Source organism: Herbiconiux oxytropis (assembly GCF_024979315.1).
In the GTDB taxonomy this organism is placed as follows: domain Bacteria; phylum Actinomycetota; class Actinomycetes; order Actinomycetales; family Microbacteriaceae; genus Herbiconiux; species Herbiconiux oxytropis.
This window is the reverse complement of the sequence record NZ_JANLCK010000005.1, coordinates 25,568-48,369: the sequence shown is the minus strand read 5'-3', so window position 1 is coordinate 48,369 and position 22,802 is coordinate 25,568. Positions and strand designations below refer to the sequence as shown.

Sequence of the window (22,802 nt, the reverse complement as noted above, 5' to 3'; positions counted from 1 at the left end):
CCCTGTTTCCTGGTCGGCCGGGTCGCAGACGACGGAGTATCGCCCTCCCGGTCGGAGACGACGGAGCCCCGGCCGGCGGAACCGGCGGAACTCCGTCGATCGTCGCCGCGAGCTCCTCGCCCGCCTACTCCTGCACCCACGCGTCGCCGAAGTACGGGATCTGCAGCGTCGGCAGCAGCGACAGCCCCTGCACGTCGGTGGAGTAGCCGATCTTCGACAGGTGGTCGTAGAGCGGCAGCACGTACGCGCCCTCGGCGAGGATCTTCTGCGCCTGCTCGTAGAGCGCGGCCCGCTCGGCCGGGTCGGACGTCTGACCGGCCTCGGTGAGCGCCGCGTCGAGCTCGGGGATGGAGACGTGCGAGTGGTTCGGGTGGTAGCCGCTCGGAGCGGGCTGGATGTTGTCGGAGTGGTAGAGGATGCGCAGCACGTCGGGGGAGTTCTTCGTGTAGATCGCGCTCGTCACCCCGAAGTCCCACTCGGCGAGGGCGCCGTACCAGCTCGACAGGTCGAGCGGGTGCAGCTGCACGTCGAACCCGACGGCCTTCGTGGTGGCCTGGATCTGCTCGAACAGCGAGACCTCGGCCGGAATGGACTGGTTCGTCGAGATCGGGAAGTCGACGGTCAGGCGCTTGCCGTCCTTCACCCGGTAGCCTTCGGCATCGCGCTCCGTCCAGCCGGCCTCGTCGAGCAGCTCGTTGGCGAGGTCGGAGTCGATCGTGTACTCGCTCTCGAACGAGGCCCCGAACGGCGTCGACGACGACAGCACCGAGTAGGAGCGGTCGACGGTGCCGAAGAAGAGGCTCTCGATGCCCGGGTTCACGTCGGCGGCGTGGATGAACGCCTTCCGCACGCGCTCGTCGTCGAACGGCGCGTAGCCCGAGTTGAGCTCGAGCCGGATGGAGGCACCGGGCAGGGCTCCCACGAGCACGTCGAAGTCACCGCCGGTCGCAGCGGCCTCCTGCACGGCCACGACGTTGTCGGGCTGCATCTCGTCGATGACGTCGACCTCGCCCGACTGCAGCGCGGCGAAGCGCGTGGCGGAGTCGGGGATGAAGCGCCAGACGATCTCGTCGAGATAGGCGGCACCCTCGTGGGCCGCTCCCTCGGGTGCGGAGTTCCAGTCCTCGTTGCGGGTGAGGGTCACGTGGTCCTGCTGCACCCACTCCGTGAACACGAACGGCCCGGTGCCGATGGGGCCCGCACAGTTCTCGTCCATGCCTCGGGCGAGGCCGGCCGGCGACTCCATCGCGAGCCAGGTCTGCGCGAGCGACTCCTGCAGCGCGCTGTCGGGCTCGGAGAGTGTGAAGCGCGCGGTGGTGGCGTCGACGGCGGTGACCTCGGCCACCTTGCCGAGCGCGAGGATGGCGGTGGAGGACGCCGTCTCCGGATCCTTCATGTGCTCGACGTTCGCCACGACCGCTGCTGCGTCGAACGGCGTGCCGTCGGTGAACGTCACGTCGTCGCGGAGGGCCACGTCGACCGTGAGCCCGTCGTCGGACACTGTCGCGCCGGTCGCGAGCCACGGCACGATCTCACCCTCCTCGTCCTGCGAGAAGAGCGACTCGAGCACGTTCGTGCCCACGAGGGCCTGCGGCATGTTGCCGCCCACGTGCGGATCGAGACAGGTGGGCTCGCCGAAACCGGTGGCATAGGTGAGCGTGCCCCCGGCCACGGGGGTCGAGGGGGTCTCGGCGGGTTCGGCGGCGGAGCAGCCGGCGAGCACGAGAGCGGAGGCGGCGGTGAGCGCGAGGAGCGCGGCGGGGCGACGATGCATGTCATTATTGTACGCGATCTATTTATTGCTTCTGCACACGCGATCGATGCCACGACGAAAGGAGGGGACGATGGCCGGACGACCCCGCGCATCCTCCCAGGGCATGCTCGAGGAGGCGGCCTCCGAGCTCTTCCTCGAGCAGGGCTACGCGAAGACCACGATCGAGCAGATCACGCAGCGCGCGGGCGTGAGCCGCAACACCTTCTTCAACTACTTCGGCCAGAAGAGCGAACTGCTCTGGGTCGAGCTCGACGCGAGCCTGAAGGCGCTCACGGATGCGCTGGGAGCGGCGAGCGACGCCACCCCGCCTCTCGAGGCGGTGGAGCAGGCCCTCCTCGCCACTGCTGCGGCCTTCCCCGCCGGCCGGGCGCCGCTCGTGCTCACCCAGCACGAGACGATGGGCATCGACGACGAACTGAGGGCCGCCGGCCTCGCGCGGGCACTGCAGCACGCCGACGCGATCGAGCTCTTCCTCAGCTGCCGGCTCACGGGCCAGGACGCCGCGCTCCGCTCCCGTGCCGTCGCGCTCGCCGTGGTGGGTGCCGCCGCCGCGGCGGTGGGTCGTTGGGCCGCAGACGGCCCCGCGCGCGAGCCGCTCGCCGACTACGTGGCCCGCGCGGCGCATCCCGTGCTGACCGGCTTCGCGATCGGCTAGAATCGAGAGCTGTATGGCGATGAACCGGCGATCACCGGGGAGCCTTCGGAGGAACGGTGAGCGGGCCCTGGCCCGGGAGCTCAGTAGAACCGAACGGGTCGGGCCCGTCACAGCCTAAGAACGAGCGGCCGGCCGTGGAGACACGGCGGGTCAGCGAGGTGGTACCGCGGTGAGGGGCAGGAGCCCGCAGCCGTCCTCGTGGAACAGGCAGCACACCGACACAGCCCGTCCAGGAGCATCATGACGTACCCCAAAGATTCCGACGAGTTCTCCTCCGTCGTCCCCTCGCCGAGCTTCCCCGAGGTGGAGAAGGGGGTGCTCGCGTTCTGGAAGGGCGACGACACCTTCCGCGCCTCGATCGCGAACCGCGAGGGCTCGGACGAGTGGGTGTTCTACGACGGCCCGCCCTTCGCCAACGGCCTGCCGCACTACGGGCACCTGCTCACCGGCTACGCCAAGGACGTCTTCCCGCGATTCCAGACCATGCGCGGCAAGAAGGTCGACCGCCGCTTCGGCTGGGACACCCACGGCCTCCCGGCCGAGCTCGAGGCGATGAAGCAGCTCGGCATCACCGAGAAGAGCCAGATCGAGGAGATGGGCATCGAGGTCTTCAACGATGCGAGCCGTCGCTCGGTGCTGCAGTACACGAAGGAGTGGCAGGAGTACGTCACCCGCCAGGCCCGTTGGGTCGACTTCGACAACGACTACAAGACGCTCGACACGACCTTCATGGAGAGCGTGCTCTGGGCCTTCAAGCAGCTGCACACGAAGGGCCTCGCCTACGAGGGCTACCGCGTGCTGCCCTACTGCTGGAAAGACGAGACGCCGCTCTCGAACCACGAGCTCCGGATGGACGACGACGTCTACAAGATGCGCCAGGACCAGACGGTCACGGTGACGTTCCCGCTCGTCGGCTCGCGCGCCGAGGCGCTCGGCCTCACCGCCGTGCGGGCCCTGGCGTGGACGACGACGCCCTGGACCCTGCCCACCAACATGGCCCTCGCGGTCGGCCCCGGCATCGAGTACGCCGTGGTGCCCGCTGGCCCGAACGGCACCGCCGACACCGAGGTGGCCCGGGAGACGTCGGAGGCGACCGGCGGGAGCCCCGGCACGGGGACCGGATCGCTCACGGTGCTCGGCGCCGAGTACCTGCTCGCCACCGACCTGGTGGGCAACTACGCGAAGGATCTCGGCTACGACTCCGCCGACGATGCGCGCGCCGCGATCACCCGCACCGTCACCGGCCGCGAGCTCGAGGGCGTGGCCTACGACCGCCTCTGGGACCACTACGCCGACACCGAGAAGTACGGCACCGAGAACGCCTGGCAGATCCTCGTGGCCGACTACGTCTCCACCACCGACGGCACCGGCATCGTGCACCAGGCCCCCGCCTACGGCGAGGAGGACCAGAAGGTCTGCGAGGCCGCGGGCATCCCGGTCATCATCTCGGTCGACGACGGCGGCCGCTTCCTCTCGGTCGTCAAGGAGGTCGAGGGCCTGCAGGTCTTCGACGCCAACAAGCCGCTCACGCAGCTGCTGAAGTCCCAGGGGCGGCTCCTCCGCCAGGCCAGCTACGAGCACAGCTACCCGCACTGCTGGCGCTGCCGCAACCCGCTCATCTACAAGGCGGTCTCGAGCTGGTTCGTGCGCGTCACGACCATCCGCGACCGCATGGAGGAGCTCAACCAGCAGATCGAGTGGGTGCCCGAGAACGTCAAGGACGGGCAGTTCGGCAAGTGGGTCTCCGGCGCCCGCGACTGGTCGATCTCGCGCAACCGCTACTGGGGCTCGCCCATCCCGATCTGGAAGAGCGACGACCCGGAGTACCCGCGGGTCGACGTCTACGGCTCGCTCGCCGAGCTCGAGGCCGACTTCGGCCGCCTGCCGTTGAACCGTGACGGCGAGCCGGACCTGCACCGCCCCTTCATCGACGAGCTCACCCGGCCGAACCCCGACGACCCCACCGGGCGCTCCACCATGCGCCGCATCGAGGACGTCTTCGACGTGTGGTTCGACTCCGGATCCATGCCGTTCGCGCAGGTGCACTACCCGTTCGAGAACGAGGACTGGTTCCGCACCCACAGCCCCGCCGACTTCATCGTGGAGTACATCGGGCAGACCCGCGGCTGGTTCTACGTCATGCACGTGCTCTCGACCGCGCTGTTCGACCGCCCGGCGTTCTCCAACGTCGTGAGCCACGGCATCGTGCTCGGCTCCGACGGCCAGAAGATGTCGAAGTCGCTCCGCAACTATCCCGACGTCTCCGAGGTCTTCGACCGCGACGGATCGGATGCGATGCGCTGGTTCCTCATGTCGTCCTCCGTGCTCCGAGGCGGCAACCTCGTCGTCACCGAGGAGGGCATCCGCCAGGGTGTCCGCGAGGTGCTCCTCCCTCTCTGGAGCACGTACTACTTCTTCACCCTGTATGCGAATAGTGCGAGTGTTTCTGCCGCCGAACATCAGCCCCGGGATGGCGCCGCCGACGGCGAAGCCGCCGACGACGCCGGCCATGCACGCGTCGGCGGCGGGGACGCCGACGCCAGCAAGCACAGCTATGACGCCCAGTGGCGGACGGACTCCACCGACGTGCTCGACCGGTACCTGCTCGCGAAGACGCGGGAGCTCGTGCAGTCGGTGACCGCCGATCTCGAGGCTCTGGATGCGACGCTCGCCGCCGCGAAGCTCCGCGACTTCGCCGACGTGCTCACCAACTGGTACGTGCGCCGCTCCCGCGACCGCTTCTGGTCGGGGGAGGACACGCAGGCCTTCGACACCCTCTACACGGTGCTCGAGACCTTCACCCGCGTGGCCGCGCCGCTCCTCCCGCTCGTCTCCGACGCCGTCTGGAAGGGCCTCACCGGCGGTCGCAGCGTGCACCTCACCGACTGGCCAGACGAGAACGACTACCCGGCCGACGCCGGGCTCGTGCACACCATGGACCAGGTGCGTTCGATCTCGTCGACCGTGCTCTCGCTGCGCAAGCTCAACGGCCTCCGCGTGCGCCTGCCGCTCGCGAAGCTCACGGTCGTCACCGACGGCGCCGAGTCGCTCGCGCAGTTCGAGGGCATCCTCCGCGACGAGCTCAACGTGAAGCACGTCGAGACCGTCGCCCTCGCCGAGAGCTCGGCGGCCGACTACGGCCTCTCCTCCCGGCTCAGCGTGAACGCCAGGGTCGCCGGCCCCCGCCTCGGCAAGAACGTGCAGAAGGCCATCCAGGCGGCGCGCTCGAACGGCTGGTCGGTCGAGCACGGAGTCGTCACCGCGGGCGGCATCGAGCTGCTCGAGGGCGAGTACGAACTCACCCTCGAGGCCTCGGGAGACGCGGCCGAGACCGGCGCAGTGGGCGTGGCCCTGCTGCCGCGCGGCGGCTTCGTGCTGCTCGACACCCGGATCACGCCCGAGCTCGCCGCGGAGGGCTTCGCGCGCGACGCCATCCGTGCCGTGCAGGATGCCCGCAAGTCGGCAGGCTTCGACGTGAGCGACCGGATCGTGCTCGACCTCGTGCTCTTCTCCGACGCTGACGCGGAGGCGCTCGAGAGCGCATCCGGTGCGGTCGACATCGCGGGGGAGACCCTCGCCACGACCTTCACCGTGCACGCTCCGGCCTCCGCGCCCTCGATCCCCGCGAACCGCGAGGCGCTCCCGTCGGAGTGGCTCGGCGGCATCACCGCGGCGGCCCCCGAGCACTTCGTCCGCATCCCCGCGGGCAAGTACGCCAACCAGGACGATCTGCTGATCGCCGTGAGCCGGAAGACGGTGACCCAGGATGTCTGACAGCTTCTTCGGCGGAGACTTCGGCCCGCCCGCTGACGACCCGGACGACACCGACGGCCGGAACGGCGCAGGCGGCGAGGCCGGCGACGGGGGCGACCAGCCCGACGAGTTCGGCCGTGTCGGCCTCGACGCCCCCGACGAGTTCCTCGAGCAGGGCGATGCCGTCTACGCGGCGCTCCTCGCCCGCCTCGGCGAGGCCTCGCCGGAGCCGCGGCTCTCGGCCACGCGCCGCGTCGTGGAGCTCCTCGGTGACCCGCAGCGCTCCTACCCGGTCATCCACATCACCGGCACGAACGGCAAGACCTCCACGAGCCGCATCGTCGAGAGCATCCTGCGCGCCCACGGCCTGCGCACCGGCCTCTTCACCAGCCCGCACCTCGAGCGCCTGAACGAGCGCATGATGATCGACGGCGTACCGATCTCCAACGAGGCCCTCGCCGCCAACTGGAGCGACATCGAGCCCTTCCTCGAGCTCGTCGACGCCGAGCTCGAGGCCGCCGGCGAGGCGCGGCTGACCTTCTTCGAGGCCCTCTCGGTGCTCGCCTTCGCCTCGTTCGCCGACGCCCCCGTCGACGTCGCCGTGATCGAGGTCGGCATGGGCGGCGAGTGGGACTCCACGAACGTCGCCGACGGCCAAGTGGCGGTCATCACCCCCATCTCGCTCGATCACACGGCACGGCTCGGCAACACCGTCGCCGAGATCGCCCGCACGAAGTCCGGCATCGTGAAGCCCGCCTCCCAGGTGGTCACGGCCCAGCAGCCGGCCGAGGCGCTCACCGAGCTCGCGCGCGCCGCCGAGCTCACCGAGTCGACCTTCGCGGTCGAGGGGGAGGCCTTCCGCCTGCTCGAGTCGAAGGTCGCCGTGGGCGGCCAACTCGTCTCCGTGCAGGGCCTCGCCGGCACCTACCGCGACATCTTCCTGCCGCTCTACGGCGCGCACCAGGGACACAACGCCGCCGTCGCGGTGGCCGCGGTGGAGTCGTTCCTCGGCGGAGGCACCCAGGCCATCGCCGACGACGTCATCACGGAGGGCTTCGCCACCGCCACCTCGCCCGGCCGGCTGCAGCTGGTCGGCATCGAGCCCACCGTGCTCGTCGATGCGGCGCACAACCCGGGCGGCGCCTCGGCCCTCGCCGCGGCGGTGGGGGAGTACTTCACCTTCGACAGGGTCGTGGCGGTCATCGCCGTGCTCGAGGACAAGGACGTGGCGGGCATCGTGCGCGCCCTCGATCCGGTCGTCACCGAGTTCGTGATCACGAGCTCCTCGAGCGACCGGGCGATCGACCCCGACGAGCTCGCCTCCATCGTCGTCGGCATCGCGGGGGCGGATCGCGTGCTCGTGGAGCCGCGGCTCGAGGATGCTCTGGACGCCGCCCGCGAGTCTGCCTCCGGCTCGGAGAAGGGCGCCGTGCTCGTGACGGGGTCGATCACCCTCGTGGGCGAGGTCATCACGCGCGCCGCGGCCGAGGGCTGGAAGGGCGAGGAGAAGTGAGAGGCGGCTCCGTCCGGCAGAGCCTCGCCTCGATCATCCTCACCTTCGAGGCGGTCGTGATGTTCTTCGCGGCGCTCGTGATCTTCGGGCTCAAGGCGCTGCCGGCCCCGCTCGCCCTCGGCGGCGGCGCGGCCGTGTGCGTGCTGCTGCTGCTGAACGTCGTGCTGCTGAGGTTCCGTTGGGGCTACGCCCTCGGCTGGGGGCTGCAGGGCGTGATCGTGGCGGCCTGCTTCCTCGTGCCCACCCTCGCCATCATCGCCGTGATCTTCATCGGCCTCTGGATCTACTCCATGATCAAGGGCGCCCAGATCGACCGTGAGAAAGCCGCCTGGGCGGCCGCGCAGGCCGAAGCGGAGTAGGGCGCCCGCCGAATCGGAGTACTCGTCCTCGCCCGCTAGGGTGAATGCCGTCAGTCAACCTGGAAGGACCACCGTGACCACGTACGTCGAAGAAACCCTCGTCCTCGTGAAGCCGGACGGCGTCGCCCGCAACCTCACCGGCGAGATCCTCCGCCGCATCGAGGCCAAGGGCTACCAGCTCGTCGACCTCAAGATGATCGAGCCCGACCGCGAGCTGCTCGCGGCGCACTACGAGGAGCACCTCGGCAAGCCCTTCTACGAGCCGCTCGTCGAGTTCATGGAGTCCGGCCCCATCGTCGCCATCCGCATCGCCGGCAACCGCGTGATCGAGGGCTTCCGCTCGCTCGCCGGCACGACCGACCCCACCACCGCGGCCCCCGGCACCATCCGCGGCGACCTCGGCCGCGACTGGGGCCTCGCCGTGCAGCAGAACCTCGTGCACGGCAGCGACTCTCCCGAGTCGGCCGCGCGCGAGCTCGCGCTCTGGTTCTAGAGCGTCGAGAAGATCGAGGTGATGGCGTCCAGCCTCAGCTGCGCCATCACCACGATCACGAGGTAGCTCAGCAGCACGAGCACCCACACCCACGGATAGAGAAGTGCTGCGATCTCGCGGCTGCCCCGGCCGTTACCGAAGTGCCCCTCCTTGAGGTTGAACGCCGTGACGTACCAGAACATCGGGATCACGACCGCCCACACCACCATGCAGTAGGGGCAGAGCGTGCCGAGAACGAAGATGCTCTGCGTCATCAGCCACACGACGAACACGATCCCGGCCGCGAAGCCGAGGTTGAAGAGCACCCAGAACCACTTCGCGAAGCGCGCCCCGGCGAGGATCGCAACCCCCACCACGACCGGCGCCACGAAGGCCGCCACCCCGATCACGGGGTTGGGGAAGCCGAAGATCGAGCCCTGCCAGCTGGCCATGTTGGGCCCGCAGGTCACGAGCGGCGAGATGTTGCAGGTGGGCACGTAGTCCGGGTTGATGAGCGTCTGGATCTTCTCCAGCGTCAGGTCGAACGCCGCGTACCAGCCGGCGATCCCGGCCACGATGAGCAGCAGGGCGAGACCGATCGGACGGCGTTCAACGGATGGCACGTTCGGATTATTGCACGGGCCCTAAGCGAGCAATCTGGGAATGCGTGCGATAATCGGTGGAAGGTTTCCACGATCGACGTGGGGGCCGCCTAGATGACTTCCCGAATACGGGTAGAGCGCGAACCGCGCTCGCGAATCGAGAACCAGCGAGGCGCTCCGCAGCAGCGGGGCCCCGCTCGCGAGAGTACCTGCCGGAAGGCGAGAGCCACCGGCTGGCAAGGAGTGCACCAGAGATGGTGGAGAGAATTTCAGACAATGACAATGGTGGCAACAACGGAGAGGGCGGAGCACGGCGCAAGCGGCTGTTCGGCGGTCGCCGGAGCGTGAAGAAGAGCGAGCCGCAGCAGTCGGTGCCCGTCGAGACCGTGCCCCCGTCGTCCTTCGAGAGCCCCGCCGCCCAGACCCCGGGCGAGCCCGAGTCGGCTCGCGAGGCTGAGGGCGTCGCCGAGACGCCGGATGCGGTGCTCACGGCAGACGGGCACGACGACGAGCCCGGCCTCGCGCCGTTCACCCCCGCGTTCCAGGCGCCCCCCGCCGAGGCGGTCGCCGACGAGAAGCCGGCCGCGCGTGCCCTCAGCACCACGTCGCTGTTCTTCCAGGCGCCCGACCTCCCCGACCTGCCGCCGCTGCCTCCGCGTGATGAGCGGCCGAGCCGTGACCGCGGCAGCCGTGGTCCGCGCGACGACGACGGCCGTGACGACCAGCAGGGCCCCGAGTCGACCGTGCGTCGCCGCTCGCGCCGTCGGTCGGGCGAGGAGGGACGCGGGGGAGACAACGACCCTGCCAACACCGTCGTCAAGGTGCGCACCCCGCGCGAGCCCGAGCTCATCACCGAGCCGCAGCGCATCAAGGGCTCCACCCGTCTCGAGGCCAAGAAGCAGCGCCGCCGCGACGGTCGCGACGCCGGCCGCCGCCGCCCCGTCGTCACGGAGGCCGAGTTCCTCGCCCGCCGCGAGGCCGTCGACCGCGTCATGGTCGTGCGCGCCAAGAACGACAAGATCCAGATCGGCGTGCTCGAAGACGGCGTTCTGGTCGAGCACTACGTGGCCAAGGCACAGGATGCCTCGCTCATCGGCAACGTCTACCTCGGCCGCGTGCAGAACGTGCTGCCGAGCATGGAGGCCGCCTTCGTCGACATCGGGCGCGGCCGCAACGCCGTGCTCTACTCCGGCGAGGTCGACTGGGAGGCCGCGGCCGCCGGCAACACCGACGGGAAGGGCGGCTCGCAGCCGCGCCGCATCGAGCTCGCGCTGAAGTCGGGCGACACCGTGCTCGTGCAGGTCACGAAGGATCCGGTGGGTCACAAGGGCGCCCGGCTCACGAGCCAGGTGAGCCTGCCCGGCCGCTACCTCGTCTACGTGCCCAACGGCTCGATGAACGGCATCTCCCGCAAGCTCCCGGACACCGAGCGGGCGCGTCTCAAGCGCATCCTCAAGGAGGTCCTCCCCGAGAACGTGGGCGTCATCGTCCGCACCGCCTCGGAGGGCGCCACCGAGGAGCAGCTGACCCTCGACGTCAACCGCCTCACCTCGCAGTGGGCGCACATCTCCGAGCAGGTCAAGAAGCAGCAGGGCCCGCACCTGCTGCACTCGGAGCCCGACCTCCTGATCAAGATCGTCCGCGACGTCTTCAACGAGGACTTCCACCGCCTCGTCATCTCCGGTGACGACGCGCAGGCGACGATCGAGAACTACCTCGCCGCCGTGGCGCCCGACCTCCTCGACCGCGTCGAGAAGTACGAGGGCGAGCGCGACGCGTTCGACGAGTACCGCATCTCGGAGCAGATCGAGAAGGCCCTCGACCGCAAGGTCTGGCTGCCCTCGGGTGGCTCGCTCGTGATCGACCGCACCGAGGCCATGACCGTGGTCGACGTCAACACGGGCAAGTTCGTGGGCTCGGGTGGCAACCTCGAAGAGACCGTCACCATGAACAACCTGGAGGCGGCCGAGGAGATCGTCCGTCAGCTGCGCCTCCGCGACATCGGCGGCATCATCGTCGTCGACTTCATCGACATGGTGCTCGAGACCAACCGCGACCTCGTGCTGCGGCGCCTGGTCGAGTGCCTGAGCCGCGACCGCACGAAGCACCAGGTGGCCGAGGTCACCTCGCTCGGCCTCGTGCAGATGACCCGCAAGAAGCTCGGCCTCGGCCTCCTCGAATCGTTCAGCGAGCCGTGCGAGACCTGTGCCGGTCGCGGGATCATCGTGCACCACGATCCGGTCGTGAAGCACCGTTCGTCGAACGGACCGTCGTCGGGCGGCGGCTCCAACGGCGGCAACGGCCAGGGCGCGAGCGGCGGTGGCCGTCGTGGCCGCAGCGGTTCGGGCAGCGGCGGCAGCGGCAGCGGCGGGTCGTCCAACGGCACCTCGCACGCAGCCGTCGCCCCGCACGCCATCACCGACGACGCGAAGAACGCGCTCGCGCAGATCGCCGCGTCGACCATCGCGGCAGCTTCCGGGGCTGCGGGAGACGCACAGGTCCCTGCCGCCCACCGCGCGGTCGAGGGCGTCACCGAGCCGAGCGTCGGAGCGTCCGCCCCGGCCGAGCCCGCTGCCCCATCAGAGGCCGCCGCATCCGATTCAGCCGCATCAGAGTCCGCCGGGTCCGAGACCGCGTCCGACGGGGCGGCTCCGGATGCTGGGAAGGCCTCGTCGGCCTCTTCCCGCCGGCGCAAGTCGCGCCACTCGAAGAGCGACGAGGGCGAGCAGGCAGCCGCCCCCACGACGGCGATCCTCGACATCCCCGTGGCCAAGACGGCTCGAGCGCCCCGCGTGACCCCGCCCGAGGCGAGCCAGCTGCTCGACTCGGTGCTCGACGCCCTGCCCGAGCCCAAGCAGCCCGGCCAGGGCCGCACCCGCAGCCGCCGCGTGAGCACGGCGGCGGTCTCGGCTCCGGCCTCGGCCCCTGCCGACTCCTCGCACGGCGCCTGAGCGCCCTTCAGCCCTTGCCGGGGCGGTCCTTCGCACGCACGCGGAGGCCGCTCCGGCGAAGGCGCACCACGAGATCCCGGTAACTCACCGGCAGGGCGCCCGCGGCGACGAGCTCGTCGTAGCGCTCCACCGGCACGTCGTAGTGGTCGAGGTCGAAGCTCCGCGGCGGCAGCCCCGCGCGCTCGGCGAAGGCGTGCAGCTCGGCCAGCGAGTCGTCGCTCACGAGGTGGCCCCAGGTGGTACCGTGGGCTGGCCACATCGGCACGTCGATCAACACGGTCACGGAGCGAGTATGGCACCGGGTCGGGCCGCCGAAGTCGGTTTGACCGGGATCCCCGCGTCGAGTAAGCTTGGTCGCTGGCGTGCGTAGAGTTCCTCTCTCGCGATTGCCAAGACTTCCAAGCGTTGCAGATTGCGCTTTTGAGGGCCCCTAAAAGAGTTAGGTACGTAAATTGGTTTACGCAGTTGTGCGCGCCGGCGGTCGGCAGGAAAAGGTTGAGGTCGGCACCATCGTCACCCTCGACCGGATCAAGGCCGACAAGAACGGCAACATCGAGCTGGCGGCAGTGCTGCTCGTCGATGGTGAGAAGATCACCTCCGACGCCCCGTCGCTGGCCAAGATCACGGTGACGGCAGAGGTCCTCGAAGACCTCCGCGGCCCGAAGATCGTCATCCAGAAGTTCAAGAACAAGACCGGGTACAAGAAGCGTCAGGGCCACCGCCAGGAGCTCACCCGTGTCAAGGTCACCGGAATCAAGTAAGGATCAGGGCTAATGGCACACAAAAAGGGTGCGAGTTCCACTCGCAACGGTCGTGACTCCAACGCACAGCGCCTCGGCGTGAAGCGCTTCGGTGGCCAGGTCGTCGGCGCGGGCGAGATCATCGTCCGTCAGCGCGGCACCCACTTCCACCCCGGCGTGAACGTCGGCCGTGGCGGCGACGACACCCTGTTCGCTCTCGCAGCGGGCTCGGTCGAGTTCGGCGCCAAGGGCGGCCGCAAGGTCGTCAACATCGTCGCGGCGGCTGCCGAGTAATCTCGCGCACCACCGCACAGGAGCAGGGGCCGGCGTTCTTCGCCCGCCCCTGCTTCGTCTTTTCCCCGTAGCACCGCTTCTCTCCGAAGCAGCGCCGCTCGACCGGCGTCGAAACAGATCGTGAGGCAACCGCAATGGTGACTTTCGTCGACCACGTGACCCTCCATCTGCGTGCAGGGAACGGCGGCAACGGCTGCGTGTCGGTGCGCCGGGAGAAGTTCAAGCCCCTCGCCGGCCCTGACGGCGGCAACGGCGGGCACGGTGGCGACATCGTGCTCGTGAGCGATGCCGGCACCACCACGCTCCTCGGCTTCCACCGTCACCCGCACCAGTCGTCGCAGAACGGCGGGCCCGGCATGGGCGACCACCGCGCCGGCGCCAACGGCGAGGAGCTCGTGCTGAACGTGCCGGTGGGCACCGTCATCAAAGACACCGAGGGCAACGAGCTCATCGACATGGTGGAGCCCGGCATGCGCTTCGTCGTGGCCGAGGGCGGCCAGGGCGGTCTCGGCAACGCCGCCCTCTCGACCACCAAGCGCAAGGCCCCCGGCTTCGCTCTGCTGGGCACCGAGGGCTGGACCGGCGACGTGCTGCTGGAGCTCAAGACGGTGGCGGATGTCGCTCTCGTGGGCTACCCGTCGGCCGGCAAGTCGAGCCTCGTGGCGGCGATGTCAGCGGCGAAGCCGAAGATCGCCGACTACCCCTTCACGACCCTGCACCCGAACCTCGGCGTTGTCGAGATCGGCAGCACCCGTTACACGATCGCCGACGTTCCCGGCCTCATCGAGGGCGCGAGCGAGGGCAAGGGCCTCGGTCTCGAGTTCCTGCGCCATGTGGAACGCTGCAGCGCCCTGCTGCACGTGCTCGACTGCGCCACCCTCGAGCCCGGCCGCGACCCGATCAGCGACCTCGACGTCATCCTGGGCGAACTCGGCGCCTACCCGGTGCCCGAGGGCCAGACGCCGCTGCTCGACCGGCCGCAGCTCATCGCGCTCAACAAGATCGACGTGCCGGAGGCGCGCGAGCTCGCCGACTTCGTCAAGCCCGAGCTCGAGGCCCGTGGCTACCGCGTGTTCGAGATCTCGACCGCGAGCCACGAGGGTCTGCGCCAGCTCTCCTTCGCGCTCGCCCAGCTGGTCGAGGATGCCCGGAAGGTCGCCGCCGAGGCGCCCGCTCCCGCGCGCATCGTGATCCGCCCCCGCGCGGTCGACGAGGCAGGCTTCGTCGTCAGGGTCGAGGGCGGCACGCACGGCAACCTCTACCGCATCATCGGGCAGAAGCCCGAGCGCTGGGTGCAGCAGACCGACTTCACCAACGACGAGGCCGTCGGCTTCCTCGCCGACCGGCTCGCGAAGCTCGGCGTCGAGGAGAAGCTCTTCAAGGCGGGTGCCGTCTCCGGATCAGCCGTGGTCATCGGCGCCGGCAACGGCATCGTGTTCGACTGGGAGCCCACCCTCACCTCCACCGCCGAGCTGATCACGGCGCCGCGCGGCACCGACGCCCGTCTCGACGGTCCGCGCCGGCGCACGAGCAACCAGCGCCGTGAGGAGTACTACGAGCTCATGGACGCGAAGTCGGAGGCCCGCGCCGAGCTGGTCCGCGAGAAGGAAGCGGGGCTCTGGCACGCCGAGGACGAGTCGTGACCCGCACGGCCGTGCTCGTGCGCGAGGGCATCCCCCGCGCGCGGCGCGTGGTCGTGAAAGTCGGCTCCTCGTCGATCAGTGGAGACAACGCCCACCAGATCGCACCCCTCGTCGACGCGCTCGCGACCGCTCATGCGGCGGGCACCGAGATCATCCTCGTCTCCTCCGGCGCCATCGCCACGGGCATCCCGTTCCTGCAGCTCGAGGCGCGCCCGCACGACCTCGCCACCCAGCAGGCCGCGGCCGCCGTGGGCCAGAACGTGCTGATCTTCCGCTACCAGAACAGTCTCGACCGGTATGGGATCGTGGCCGGCCAGGTGCTGCTCACGGCAGGCGACCTCGAGAACCCCACACACCGCTCCAACGCCCAGCGTGCGATGGACCGCCTGCTGGGTCTTCGCATCCTTCCGATCGTCAACGAGAACGACACCGTCGCCACGCACGAGATCCGGTTCGGCGACAACGACCGGCTCGCGGCCCTCGTCTCGCAGCTCGTGGGCGCCGACGCGCTCGTGCTGCTGTCGGACGTCGATGCGCTCTACACGCGTCCGCCGCAGGAGCCCGGCGCCGTGAAGATCACGGATGTGCCGCTCGGCGACGACCTCGCGGGGGTCACCTTCGGCTCCGCCGGCGCGGCCGGGGTGGGCACCGGGGGAGCGGCCACGAAGGTCTCGGCCGCCCGCCTGGCGGCCGCGTCCGGAACGGCGGTGCTCGTCACCTCCACGTCGCTCGTGGCCGAGGCCCTCGCAGGAGCCGCCGTCGGCACCTTCTTCGAGCCCTCGCCCGTCCCCACCGAGCGCCTCCCCACGGGCGCCATCGCGGTCCCCACCGCCGACTGACCCCCCACTTGACACTTCCTGCGCCTAAGAGCGCCGACTTGACACAAGATGTGTCAAGTCGGCGGCTTTAGGCGCTCCTTCTGTCAAGTCGCGGAGGGGGTGGCCAACCCCGGCCGGCCGGGCCCGGACTGACGGGCCGCCGCGGGCCGCGAGTAGACTTCTCGCATGCTTGAGACCGCCGTGGCGCCCCTGTCGTTCGACGAGAAGCTGGAGGGCGCCCGCGAGTCTGCGATCGTGCTCGCGACCGTCACCACCGACCTGAAGAACCGCGCGCTCGAGGCCATCGCCGCCGCGATCGAGACAAGTGCAGGCGAAGTCGTCCCCGCGAACGACCTCGATCTCGCCAACGGCCGGGAGAACGGGCTCTCCGAAGCGCTCCAGGACAGGCTCCGCCTCGACTCGGCCAGGCTCGCCTCGCTGGCCGCGGCCGTGCGCGAGATCATCGCGCTCACGGATCCGGTGGGCGAGGCCGTGCAGGGCCGCAACCTCCCGAACGGCGTGCGCATCGACCAGGTGCGGGTGCCCTTCGGCGTCGTGGGCGCCATCTACGAGGCCCGGCCCAACGTGACCGTCGACATCGCGGCGCTCGCGCTCAAGAGCGGCAACGCGGTCGTGCTCCGCGGCGGATCGGCCGCCGAGAACACCAACCGCGTGCTCGTGGCGCTCATCCAGGAGGCCCTGGCGAGCGTCGGACTGCCGGCCGCCTCCGTGCAGACCATCGACGAGTTCGGGCGCGACGGCGCCAAGCGGCTCATGCAGGCCAGGGGAGCGGTCGACGTGCTCATCCCCCGCGGCAGCGCTCAGCTGATCGAGACGGTCGTGACCGAGTCGAAGGTGCCCGTGATCGAGACGGGTGCCGGTGTCGTGCACGTCTTCCTCGACGAGTCGGCGCGCCTCGACTGGGCCGTCGACATCGTGCACAACGCCAAGGTGCAGCGGCCGAGCGTGTGCAACGCCCTCGAGACCCTGCTCGTGCACGAGGCCGCGGCGCCCCGCGTGCTGCCCGCGGTGCTCGAGCGCCTCCGCGAGGCCGGAGTCGTGCTGCACGCCGACGAGGCCACCCGCGGCCTGTTCCCGGATGCCGTGCCCGCCTCCGAGGAGGACTGGGCGACCGAGTACATGAGCCTCGACCTGGCCGTGCGGGTCGTGCGCGACCTCGACGAGGCGATGGAGCACATCCGCCGCTACTCGACGCACCACACCGAGTCGATCATCACGAACGACCTCGGCAACGCCGAGCGCTTCCTCAACGAGGTCGACTCGGCTGTGGTGATGGTCAATGCGTCGACGCGATTCACCGACGGTGGAGAGTTCGGCTTCGGTGCCGAGGTGGGCATCTCCACCCAGAAGCTGCACGCCAGGGGGCCGATGGGGCTGCCCGAACTCACGAGCACGAAGTGGCTCGTGCGCGGCTCGGGGCAGCACCGGGCGTAGCCGGGCCCCGGTTAGCGGTATCGTAGGAGAGTTCGTTCCGACCGACGTCATCCTGGGAGAAGCAATGTCAGTTCTGGTGAGTGTCCTCGCGGCCGTCGACGAGCCGGCGAGCCTCCCGTTCGACCCCATCGTGTTCGGACTCATCGCAGCCGTCATCTTCGCTGCCCTCGGCTTCGTGACCTGGAGCTACCGCGACGTCGCGAACCGGCACCCGCAGAAGTCGGCCAAGTACGCCGCCACGCACGACGTGCACGGCCACGCCGACCGCACCGGCGCGGATCACTAGTCCGACCGGATGAGCATCGATCCGCCCGCGACGGGCACGCCTGACCAGGCGCGGACCCGGCGGCGAATCGGCGTGATGGGCGGAACCTTCGACCCCATCCACCACGGCCACCTCGTGGCCGCCAGCGAGGTTGCGACCTCGTTCGACCTCGACGAGGTCGTCTTCGTGCCCACCGGGCGGCCATGGCACAAGCAGCCGGTCACCCCGGCCGAGCACCGCTATCTGATGACCGTCATCGCCACCGCGTCGAACCCACGCTTCACCGTGAGCCGGGTCGACATCGACCGCGGCGGTGTGACCTACACGATCGACACCCTGCGCGACATCGCCGCCGCGCATCCGGATGCCGACCTCTTCTTCATCTCGGGAGCCGACGCGATCGCGCAGATCCTGAACTGGAAGGACGTCGACGAGCTGTGGGATCTCGCCCATTTCGTGGCGGTCTCACGGCCGGGTCACACCTTCGCCATTTCGTCTTTGCCGCGCCAGGACGTAAGCTATTTGGAAGTTCCTGCGCTAGCGATATCGTCCACTGACTGTCGCGGCCGGGTCGGCCGGGGTTTTCCGGTGTGGTACTTGGTACCCGACGGTGTCGTTCAGTACATCACCAAGCACCATCTATATCGGAGTGTTGAATGAGTTCGTCCCAGGGAGAGCAGCCGCTGACGCGTCGTCAGCTGCGCGAGATGGAGCGTCAGAAGCCGCGCAAGGAGCGCGACGCCGACGCCAAGGCCGCCGACGAGGCGGAGGCGGCCCGCAAGGCCGAGGCCACCGGGCCGGCAGCAGCCGCGCCCGTCATCGCCGAGCCCGTCGCCGCTGAGCCTGTCGCCGCCGGGCCCTTCGTCGCCGAGCCCGCCACCGAGTCCGTGGTCGACGACTCCGACGACGTGGCCGAAGACACCATCGTGCCCGAGGTCGTCTCCGACGACGAGACCGACTCCGTCGACGACGCCACCCGCGTGCAGCCCGTCATCGAGATCGTGCCCCTCACCGAGGAGCGCGAGACCGTCGTCGAGGAGATGGTGATCGACGTTCCGATCGCCGCCACCGTCGACCCCACGTCCGAGGCTGCGGCCCACGTCGAGGCCGAGGAGCGGGAAGCCAACGCGCCGAAGCTCGCCCCGCTGTTCCAGAGCCCCGCCGAGCGCGCCAAGGCCTCGAGCGATCAGCTGCCGTCGTCGTTCGACGACCTCATCTCGCTCCGCAACAATGCGGCCACGAACTCGATCTCCACCACGAGCGCCCTCGTGCTGCCCACCGTTCCCGGCTCGAACGACGTCGGAACGGCGCTCGACGAGACGGGCGAGGTCATCATCACCGGATCGATCGACCTGCCCGCGAGCTTCGGCACCCTCGGCGCCCCCGCCTCGGGCCTCGAGGCCACCGACCTCGACGCGCTGCTCGAGCGCTCCGAGACCGAGACCCAGGGCTCCGACGTGGCCCCCGTGGCCGCGAGCCGCGCCATCAGCACGAACACGTCCTCGACCTCGCTGATCGCCCCGCCCAAGCGCGCGCGGGCGAACGCCCCGGTCGTGCTCGCCGTCACCGCGGGCGTGCTCGCGGTGGGCGTCGTCAGCCTCCTCCTGGCCGTCTTCGTCTTCCGGGTCTTCTGATTCCCGTCGACGGTCTCCTTCCCCTGTCAAGAAAGCCTTCGTGAGCGCCACACCCCATTCGATCGAGATCGCACAGCTGGCCGCCGTCGCGGCCGACTCCAAGCAGGCCGAGAACCTCGTGGCACTCGACGTGTCGGGCCCCCTGCCCCTCACCGATGTGTTCCTGCTGGCCTCGGGTCGCAACGAGCGCAACGTCACGGCCATCGCCGAGGAGATCCTCGACCGTCTGGCCGAGTCCGGCACGAAGGTCATCCGTCGTGAGGGCCTCGCCGAGGGCCGCTGGGTGCTGCTCGACTTCGGCGACCTCGTCGTGCACGTCTTCCACGAGGAGGACCGCACCTACTACTCGCTCGAGCGACTGTGGAAGGACTGCCCCGTGGTTCCTCTCACGGGTGTTCAGAACCACTCCGAAGATGTAGTAACCTAGACAAGTTGTTTCCGCGAGAGCGGAAAGAACGCCCAGGCTGAGACACTCAGCATCCGGGCCCGTGGCGCAGCTGGTAGCGCACCTGCATGGCATGCAGGGGGTCAGGGGTTCGAATCCCCTCGGGTCCACCACACAGAAGGCCGCCTCCGGGCGGCCTTCGTCGTTTCCGGGTTCGTACTCGTCCGGGATCCATGCTCGCCGCGGCATGCTGGTAGCGTCACAGCGTGAACCGCTCCAGGCCGACCACCCTCGAAGACGTCGCGCGGGCGGCCGGCGTCTCGCGGGCCACGGTCTCGTTCGCGCTCACGGGCACGGGCCGGCTGTCGGACGAGACGCGCGAGCGCGTGCGCCGGATCGCGGCCGAGCTCGACTACGCGGTCAACATCGGGGCCCGCAACCTCCGCCGGGCCAAGGCCGGCGCCATCGGCATCTACCTGCCCGAGAGCACCAACGGGCTGGCCTACTACATGAACTTCCTCTTCGGTGTGGTCGAGGTGGCGGCCGCGAGCTCGCTCTCGGTCACGATCGTGCCGGGCGGCCGCGCGCGCGACGCCGGCCGGGCCCACGTCGACGGCTTCATCCTCATCGATCCGCCGGACGACGACGACTCCGTCCGCAGCATCCTGGCCAGCCGGATGCCCGTGGTGAGCGGTGAGATCGCTCCCGCCGGAGCGGACCGGCCCTGGGGCACGGTGTACTCCGACCACGCATCCGGCATGCGCGCCATCCTCGACCACCTGCTCGAGCGGGGAGCGCGGCGTCCGGCCCTCCTGGCCCCGCCCACCACCACGGCGTGGGCCCGCGAGGTGCGGGCCTCCTACCTCGACTGGTGCGCGGAGCAGGCGATCCAGCCGCTGCTGGAGGACTCCACCCGCCGCGCGACCCCCGACGACGTGCGGCGCACCACGACCGGGCTCCTCACCGCGAGCGCCACTCCGGATGCCATCATCTCGGCTCCCGACGGATCGGCTGTCGGTGCGGTGTCGGCGGCCAGGGCCCTGGGGCTCTCGGTGGGCGACGACGTGCTCGTCACGGCCTATGCCGACAGCCTCGCCATGGAGATGTGCGACCCTCCGGTGACCGCGATCGACCTGCACGCCCGCGATTTCGGCGTGCGCTGCGCCGCCCTGCTGCTGCAGGCCCTCGGTGACCCCGGTCCGGCCGCCGAGGAGGTGCAGGAGGCGTTCACGATCGACCTGCGGGCGCGCGCCTCGACCCTCGGCCGAGGCGCCGCTCCCGCGGCAGTCTGACCCGCGGCCGTCTGACTCGCGGCCGTCTGACCCGTGACCGTCTGGTCCGCGGTGCGCTGACGTCGCTCAGAACTCGCGCAGGTTCTCCCGCAGGGTCGGCTTCGTGTAGCGCGGCCGGGTGAGTCCGAGCCGCTTCAGCTCGGGCACGAGGCCGTCGGTGATCTCGGCGATGTTCTTGCGGTTGAGCGGGCCCGAGAGCAGGAACCCGTCTCCGCCCACCTCCTCCATGACCTCGCCCATCTTCGCGGCCACCGTGGCGGGGCTGCCGACGAGGTCGATCGTGGCCACCATGTTGTGCTCGATCACGAGCTCGCGCAGGGTCTTGCCCGCGGCATCCTTCTGGTACCGCGCCATCGTGCTCTGCTGGGCGTTGACCTTGCCATCGAGATCGGGCATCGGCTGATCGAGGTCGAAGGCGGCGAAGTCGATGCCGCTGAAGTACGACATCACCGACAGGTGCTCTTCGACGTAGGCGTCGCTCCGCTTGGCCTCGGCGCGGGCGGAGGCGATGTCGCGGGCCACCTGATCGGTCTCGCCGATGACGGGATCGACCATGAAGAGGATCTTGCACTCGCCCGGCTCCCGGCCGTACTTCTCCATCCTGCGGTGGATGTCCTCGCGGTAGGCCCTCATGGAGTCGAGGCCGTTGGGCACGCAGAAGATCACGTCGGCGAACCTGGCGCCGAATTCGCGGCCGGCGGGGGAGCCGCCCGCCTGCGAGATGACGGGACGGCCCTGGGGCCCGGGCGGTGTGTTGAGAGGACCGCGGGAGGAGTAGAAGCGGCCCTCGAATTCGATCGGGTGCACTTTCGTGTAGTCGGCGAAGACGTGCTTCTCGGTGTCCATGATCACGGATCCGGGCTCCCACGAGTCCCAGAGCTGCGTCACGAGATCGGCCCACTCCTCGGCCATCTCGTAGCGCAGGTCGTGGGCGTGGTGATTGTCGAACCCGAAGTTCTGGGCGGCTCTGTCGCTCGCCGAGGTCACCAGGTTGCCGCCAGCGTGACCGCTCGAGAGCTGATCGAGGGTCGTGAGCATCCGGGCCGCCATGAAGGGCGGGTAGAACGAGGTCGAGATGGTGGGGATGTAGCCGAGGTTCTTCGTGACCTGGGAGAGGATCGCCACCATGGCGGTCGGGTCCGAGCGTGGGATCTCCTGGGCGAACTTCAGATCGGCCTCCATGCTGCCGCCGAAGATGTCGGGCACCATGAGGCCGTCCTGGAACACCATGAAGTCGAAGGCGGCTCGCTCGAGGGCCCTGGCGGCGTCGGAGTAGAGCGCCGGCGAGTACCAGTCCTCGTTGTCGGTGCCGGCCCAGTCGCGGTTCCACGACTGCACGCTGTACCCGTTGCCGACGAACCAGCCGAGATGAAACATGGGTGTCTCCGTATCGCGTTGAGGGGGGATGCCCTCTGATGATGGGAAGCGCCGAGAAGCCCTGTCAAACCGATCGGATGCCATCCGGGATCTTTTTACACAGCGGCCACACCCCCGAAACACCGGGCAGCCCGACTTGGCACCCCCACGGAGGTCGATCCGGCCCGGAATCCTGCGGGAAACAGCACCTCGACCGTGCTGCGGCAACCGATTCCGCACGTTACATCATGTTTCCACCACGTAAATCCTCTGCCCTTCGGTTGCTTCACCCAGCGCCTGCTGTCACGATTTAGCAACCACCACCCGCACCACACCCGAGGAGCACCCGTGTCGTTCGAATCCCGCGCCGCCGACCTCGGCCTCGCTGTTCCGGACTACTCGGCCGTGCCGTATCACGGCCTCTCGTACGGCTCGATGAAGGCCTTCCACAAGACCGGGAACCTGCTGTTCCTCTCCGGTCACGTCGAAGACGCCCCCGGCCACGAAGGCGCCGCGCTCCACGCGGGCCGCCTCGGTGCCGAGGTCACGGTCGACGAGGGCTATGAGGCCGCTCGCCTCACCGCCCTCAACTGCCTCGCCACCATCCGGCTGGCCCTGGGGAGCCTCGATCGGGTGAAGAGCCTCGTCGGTTCGCTGAACTACGTCGCCGTCGCTCCCGGGTTCACCGATGTCCACCTCATCTCCAGCGGTGCCACAGACCTCTTCCTCGAGCTCTTCGGGAAGGAGGCCGGCCTCGGCGGGCGCGCCACCATCGGCGTCGCGGCCCTCGCCGGCAACCACTGCTTCGAGAACGTCCTCACTATAGAAACGGTTGATTGAC

General features: G+C 69.5%; 21 protein-coding genes and 1 tRNA gene. 18 read left to right on the top strand and 4 right to left on the bottom strand.

Translation table 11 applies throughout. The annotated features are described in order from the left end of the window. Positions 1 to 124: 124 nt before the first annotated feature. Positions 125 to 1,774, bottom strand: a complete 1,650-nt coding sequence (locus N1028_RS10780) for an ABC transporter substrate-binding protein (RefSeq protein ID WP_259528400.1) — start codon at positions 1,772 to 1,774, stop codon at positions 125 to 127. 70 nt (positions 1,775 to 1,844) lie between these two features. On the opposite strand from N1028_RS10780, the gene N1028_RS10775 reads away from it, so the two are divergent. From N1028_RS10775 to ndk, 5 genes are all read left to right on the top strand, one after another. After that, on the top strand, positions 1,845 to 2,429 hold the full coding sequence (locus N1028_RS10775) for a TetR/AcrR family transcriptional regulator (RefSeq protein WP_259528397.1): 585 nt from the start codon (positions 1,845 to 1,847) through the stop codon (positions 2,427 to 2,429). A gap of 240 nt (positions 2,430 to 2,669) precedes the next feature. Beyond that, positions 2,670 to 6,203: an isoleucine--tRNA ligase gene (locus N1028_RS10770; protein WP_259528382.1), complete on the top strand. Its 3,534-nt coding sequence runs from the start codon at positions 2,670 to 2,672 to the stop codon at positions 6,201 to 6,203. Beyond that, complete coding sequence (locus N1028_RS10765; RefSeq protein ID WP_259528373.1) at positions 6,196 to 7,695, top strand: bifunctional folylpolyglutamate synthase/dihydrofolate synthase; 1,500 nt, start codon at positions 6,196 to 6,198, stop codon at positions 7,693 to 7,695. Before N1028_RS10770 ends, N1028_RS10765 begins: the two co-directional genes overlap by 8 nt. Beyond that, positions 7,692 to 8,054: a DUF4233 domain-containing protein gene (locus tag N1028_RS10760; protein ID WP_259528371.1), complete on the top strand. Its 363-nt coding sequence runs from the start codon at positions 7,692 to 7,694 to the stop codon at positions 8,052 to 8,054. Before N1028_RS10765 ends, N1028_RS10760 begins: the two co-directional genes overlap by 4 nt. Before the next feature lie 73 nt (positions 8,055 to 8,127). Further along, positions 8,128 to 8,547 (top strand): nucleoside-diphosphate kinase, encoded by a 420-nt coding sequence (gene ndk / locus N1028_RS10755; protein ID WP_259528368.1) that lies wholly within the window; start codon positions 8,128 to 8,130, stop codon positions 8,545 to 8,547. Here the strand turns inward: ndk and N1028_RS10750 are convergent. Beyond that, positions 8,544 to 9,149, bottom strand: a complete 606-nt coding sequence (locus tag N1028_RS10750; protein WP_259528360.1) for a vitamin K epoxide reductase family protein — start codon at positions 9,147 to 9,149, stop codon at positions 8,544 to 8,546. The genes ndk and N1028_RS10750 overlap by 4 nt on opposite strands. 233 nt (positions 9,150 to 9,382) lie before the next feature. Here N1028_RS10750 and N1028_RS10745 point away from each other — a divergent pair, with 233 nt between their 5' ends. Then, positions 9,383 to 12,079, top strand: a complete 2,697-nt coding sequence (locus N1028_RS10745; protein ID WP_259528358.1) for an Rne/Rng family ribonuclease — start codon at positions 9,383 to 9,385, stop codon at positions 12,077 to 12,079. Between the two features lie 7 nt (positions 12,080 to 12,086). On the opposite strand, the gene N1028_RS10740 is transcribed toward N1028_RS10745, so the two are convergent. Further along, positions 12,087 to 12,362: a DUF4031 domain-containing protein gene (locus N1028_RS10740; RefSeq protein WP_259528350.1), complete on the bottom strand. Its 276-nt coding sequence runs from the start codon at positions 12,360 to 12,362 to the stop codon at positions 12,087 to 12,089. Positions 12,363 to 12,531: 169 nt separating this feature from the next. On the opposite strand from N1028_RS10740, the gene rplU reads away from it, so the two are divergent. The 11 genes from rplU to N1028_RS10685 all read left to right on the top strand — a co-directional run bounded on the left by rplU (position 12,532) and on the right by N1028_RS10685 (position 20,605). Continuing rightward, a complete protein-coding gene (gene rplU / locus N1028_RS10735; RefSeq protein WP_259528348.1) occupies positions 12,532 to 12,840 on the top strand; it encodes a 50S ribosomal protein L21 in 309 nt (102 codons plus the stop codon). Between the two features lie 12 nt (positions 12,841 to 12,852). Next, positions 12,853 to 13,113 (top strand): 50S ribosomal protein L27, encoded by a 261-nt coding sequence (gene rpmA, locus N1028_RS10730; protein WP_259528345.1) that lies wholly within the window; start codon positions 12,853 to 12,855, stop codon positions 13,111 to 13,113. A gap of 134 nt (positions 13,114 to 13,247) precedes the next feature. Beyond that, positions 13,248 to 14,756, top strand: a complete 1,509-nt coding sequence (gene obgE / locus N1028_RS10725; protein WP_259528337.1) for a GTPase ObgE — start codon at positions 13,248 to 13,250, stop codon at positions 14,754 to 14,756. Next, complete coding sequence (proB, locus tag N1028_RS10720) at positions 14,753 to 15,595, top strand: glutamate 5-kinase (protein WP_375163432.1); 843 nt, start codon at positions 14,753 to 14,755, stop codon at positions 15,593 to 15,595. Before obgE ends, proB begins: the two co-directional genes overlap by 4 nt. A gap of 165 nt (positions 15,596 to 15,760) precedes the next feature. Beyond that, positions 15,761 to 17,029: a glutamate-5-semialdehyde dehydrogenase gene (locus N1028_RS10715; RefSeq protein WP_259528335.1), complete on the top strand. Its 1,269-nt coding sequence runs from the start codon at positions 15,761 to 15,763 to the stop codon at positions 17,027 to 17,029. A 64-nt stretch (positions 17,030 to 17,093) separates the two neighbouring features. After that, positions 17,094 to 17,315, top strand: a complete 222-nt coding sequence (locus tag N1028_RS10710) for a hypothetical protein (RefSeq protein WP_259528332.1) — start codon at positions 17,094 to 17,096, stop codon at positions 17,313 to 17,315. Positions 17,316 to 17,324: 9 nt separating this feature from the next. After that, on the top strand, positions 17,325 to 17,954 hold the full coding sequence (nadD, locus tag N1028_RS10705; protein WP_259528328.1) for a nicotinate-nucleotide adenylyltransferase: 630 nt from the start codon (positions 17,325 to 17,327) through the stop codon (positions 17,952 to 17,954). Further along, on the top strand, positions 17,951 to 18,928 hold the full coding sequence (locus tag N1028_RS10700) for a hypothetical protein (protein ID WP_259528321.1): 978 nt from the start codon (positions 17,951 to 17,953) through the stop codon (positions 18,926 to 18,928). Before nadD ends, N1028_RS10700 begins: the two co-directional genes overlap by 4 nt. Positions 18,929 to 18,968: 40 nt before the next feature. Next, positions 18,969 to 19,355: a ribosome silencing factor gene (gene rsfS / locus N1028_RS10695; protein WP_259528319.1), complete on the top strand. Its 387-nt coding sequence runs from the start codon at positions 18,969 to 18,971 to the stop codon at positions 19,353 to 19,355. A gap of 55 nt (positions 19,356 to 19,410) precedes the next feature. Next, positions 19,411 to 19,486 (top strand) — tRNA-Ala (locus N1028_RS10690). Between the two features lie 93 nt (positions 19,487 to 19,579). After that, positions 19,580 to 20,605: a LacI family DNA-binding transcriptional regulator gene (locus N1028_RS10685; protein ID WP_259528302.1), complete on the top strand. Its 1,026-nt coding sequence runs from the start codon at positions 19,580 to 19,582 to the stop codon at positions 20,603 to 20,605. Positions 20,606 to 20,671: 66 nt separating this feature from the next. Here the strand turns inward: N1028_RS10685 and N1028_RS10680 are convergent, their stop codons facing one another. Then, entirely contained in the window at positions 20,672 to 21,982 is a 1,311-nt protein-coding gene (locus tag N1028_RS10680) for an NtaA/DmoA family FMN-dependent monooxygenase (RefSeq protein WP_259528300.1), read from the bottom strand. A gap of 327 nt (positions 21,983 to 22,309) precedes the next feature. Between N1028_RS10680 and N1028_RS10675 the strand changes: the two genes are divergently transcribed. Continuing rightward, on the top strand, positions 22,310 to 22,801 hold the full coding sequence (locus N1028_RS10675; RefSeq protein ID WP_259528290.1) for a RidA family protein: 492 nt from the start codon (positions 22,310 to 22,312) through the stop codon (positions 22,799 to 22,801). The last annotated feature ends 1 nt before the right edge of the window (position 22,802 follow it).

Bases quoted from the DNA above. Each gene is read 5' to 3' on its own strand.
- N1028_RS10780 (WP_259528400.1), bottom strand. From the start codon at position 1,774: ATGCATCGTCGCCCCGCCGCGCTCCTCGCGCTCACCGCCGCCTCCGCT.
- N1028_RS10775 (WP_259528397.1), top strand. From the start codon at position 1,845: ATGGCCGGACGACCCCGCGCATCCTCCCAGGGCATGCTCGAGGAGGCG.
- N1028_RS10770 (WP_259528382.1), top strand. From the start codon at position 2,670: ATGACGTACCCCAAAGATTCCGACGAGTTCTCCTCCGTCGTCCCCTCG.
- N1028_RS10765 (WP_259528373.1), top strand. From the start codon at position 6,196: ATGTCTGACAGCTTCTTCGGCGGAGACTTCGGCCCGCCCGCTGACGAC.
- N1028_RS10745 (WP_259528358.1), top strand. From the start codon at position 9,383: ATGGTGGAGAGAATTTCAGACAATGACAATGGTGGCAACAACGGAGAG.
- rpmA (WP_259528345.1), top strand. From the start codon at position 12,853: ATGGCACACAAAAAGGGTGCGAGTTCCACTCGCAACGGTCGTGACTCC.
- obgE (WP_259528337.1), top strand. From the start codon at position 13,248: ATGGTGACTTTCGTCGACCACGTGACCCTCCATCTGCGTGCAGGGAAC.
- N1028_RS10715 (WP_259528335.1), top strand. From the start codon at position 15,761: ATGCTTGAGACCGCCGTGGCGCCCCTGTCGTTCGACGAGAAGCTGGAG.
- N1028_RS10710 (WP_259528332.1), top strand. From the start codon at position 17,094: ATGTCAGTTCTGGTGAGTGTCCTCGCGGCCGTCGACGAGCCGGCGAGC.
- nadD (WP_259528328.1), top strand. From the start codon at position 17,325: ATGAGCATCGATCCGCCCGCGACGGGCACGCCTGACCAGGCGCGGACC.
- N1028_RS10700 (WP_259528321.1), top strand. From the start codon at position 17,951: ATGAGTTCGTCCCAGGGAGAGCAGCCGCTGACGCGTCGTCAGCTGCGC.
- N1028_RS10680 (WP_259528300.1), bottom strand. From the start codon at position 21,982: ATGTTTCATCTCGGCTGGTTCGTCGGCAACGGGTACAGCGTGCAGTCG.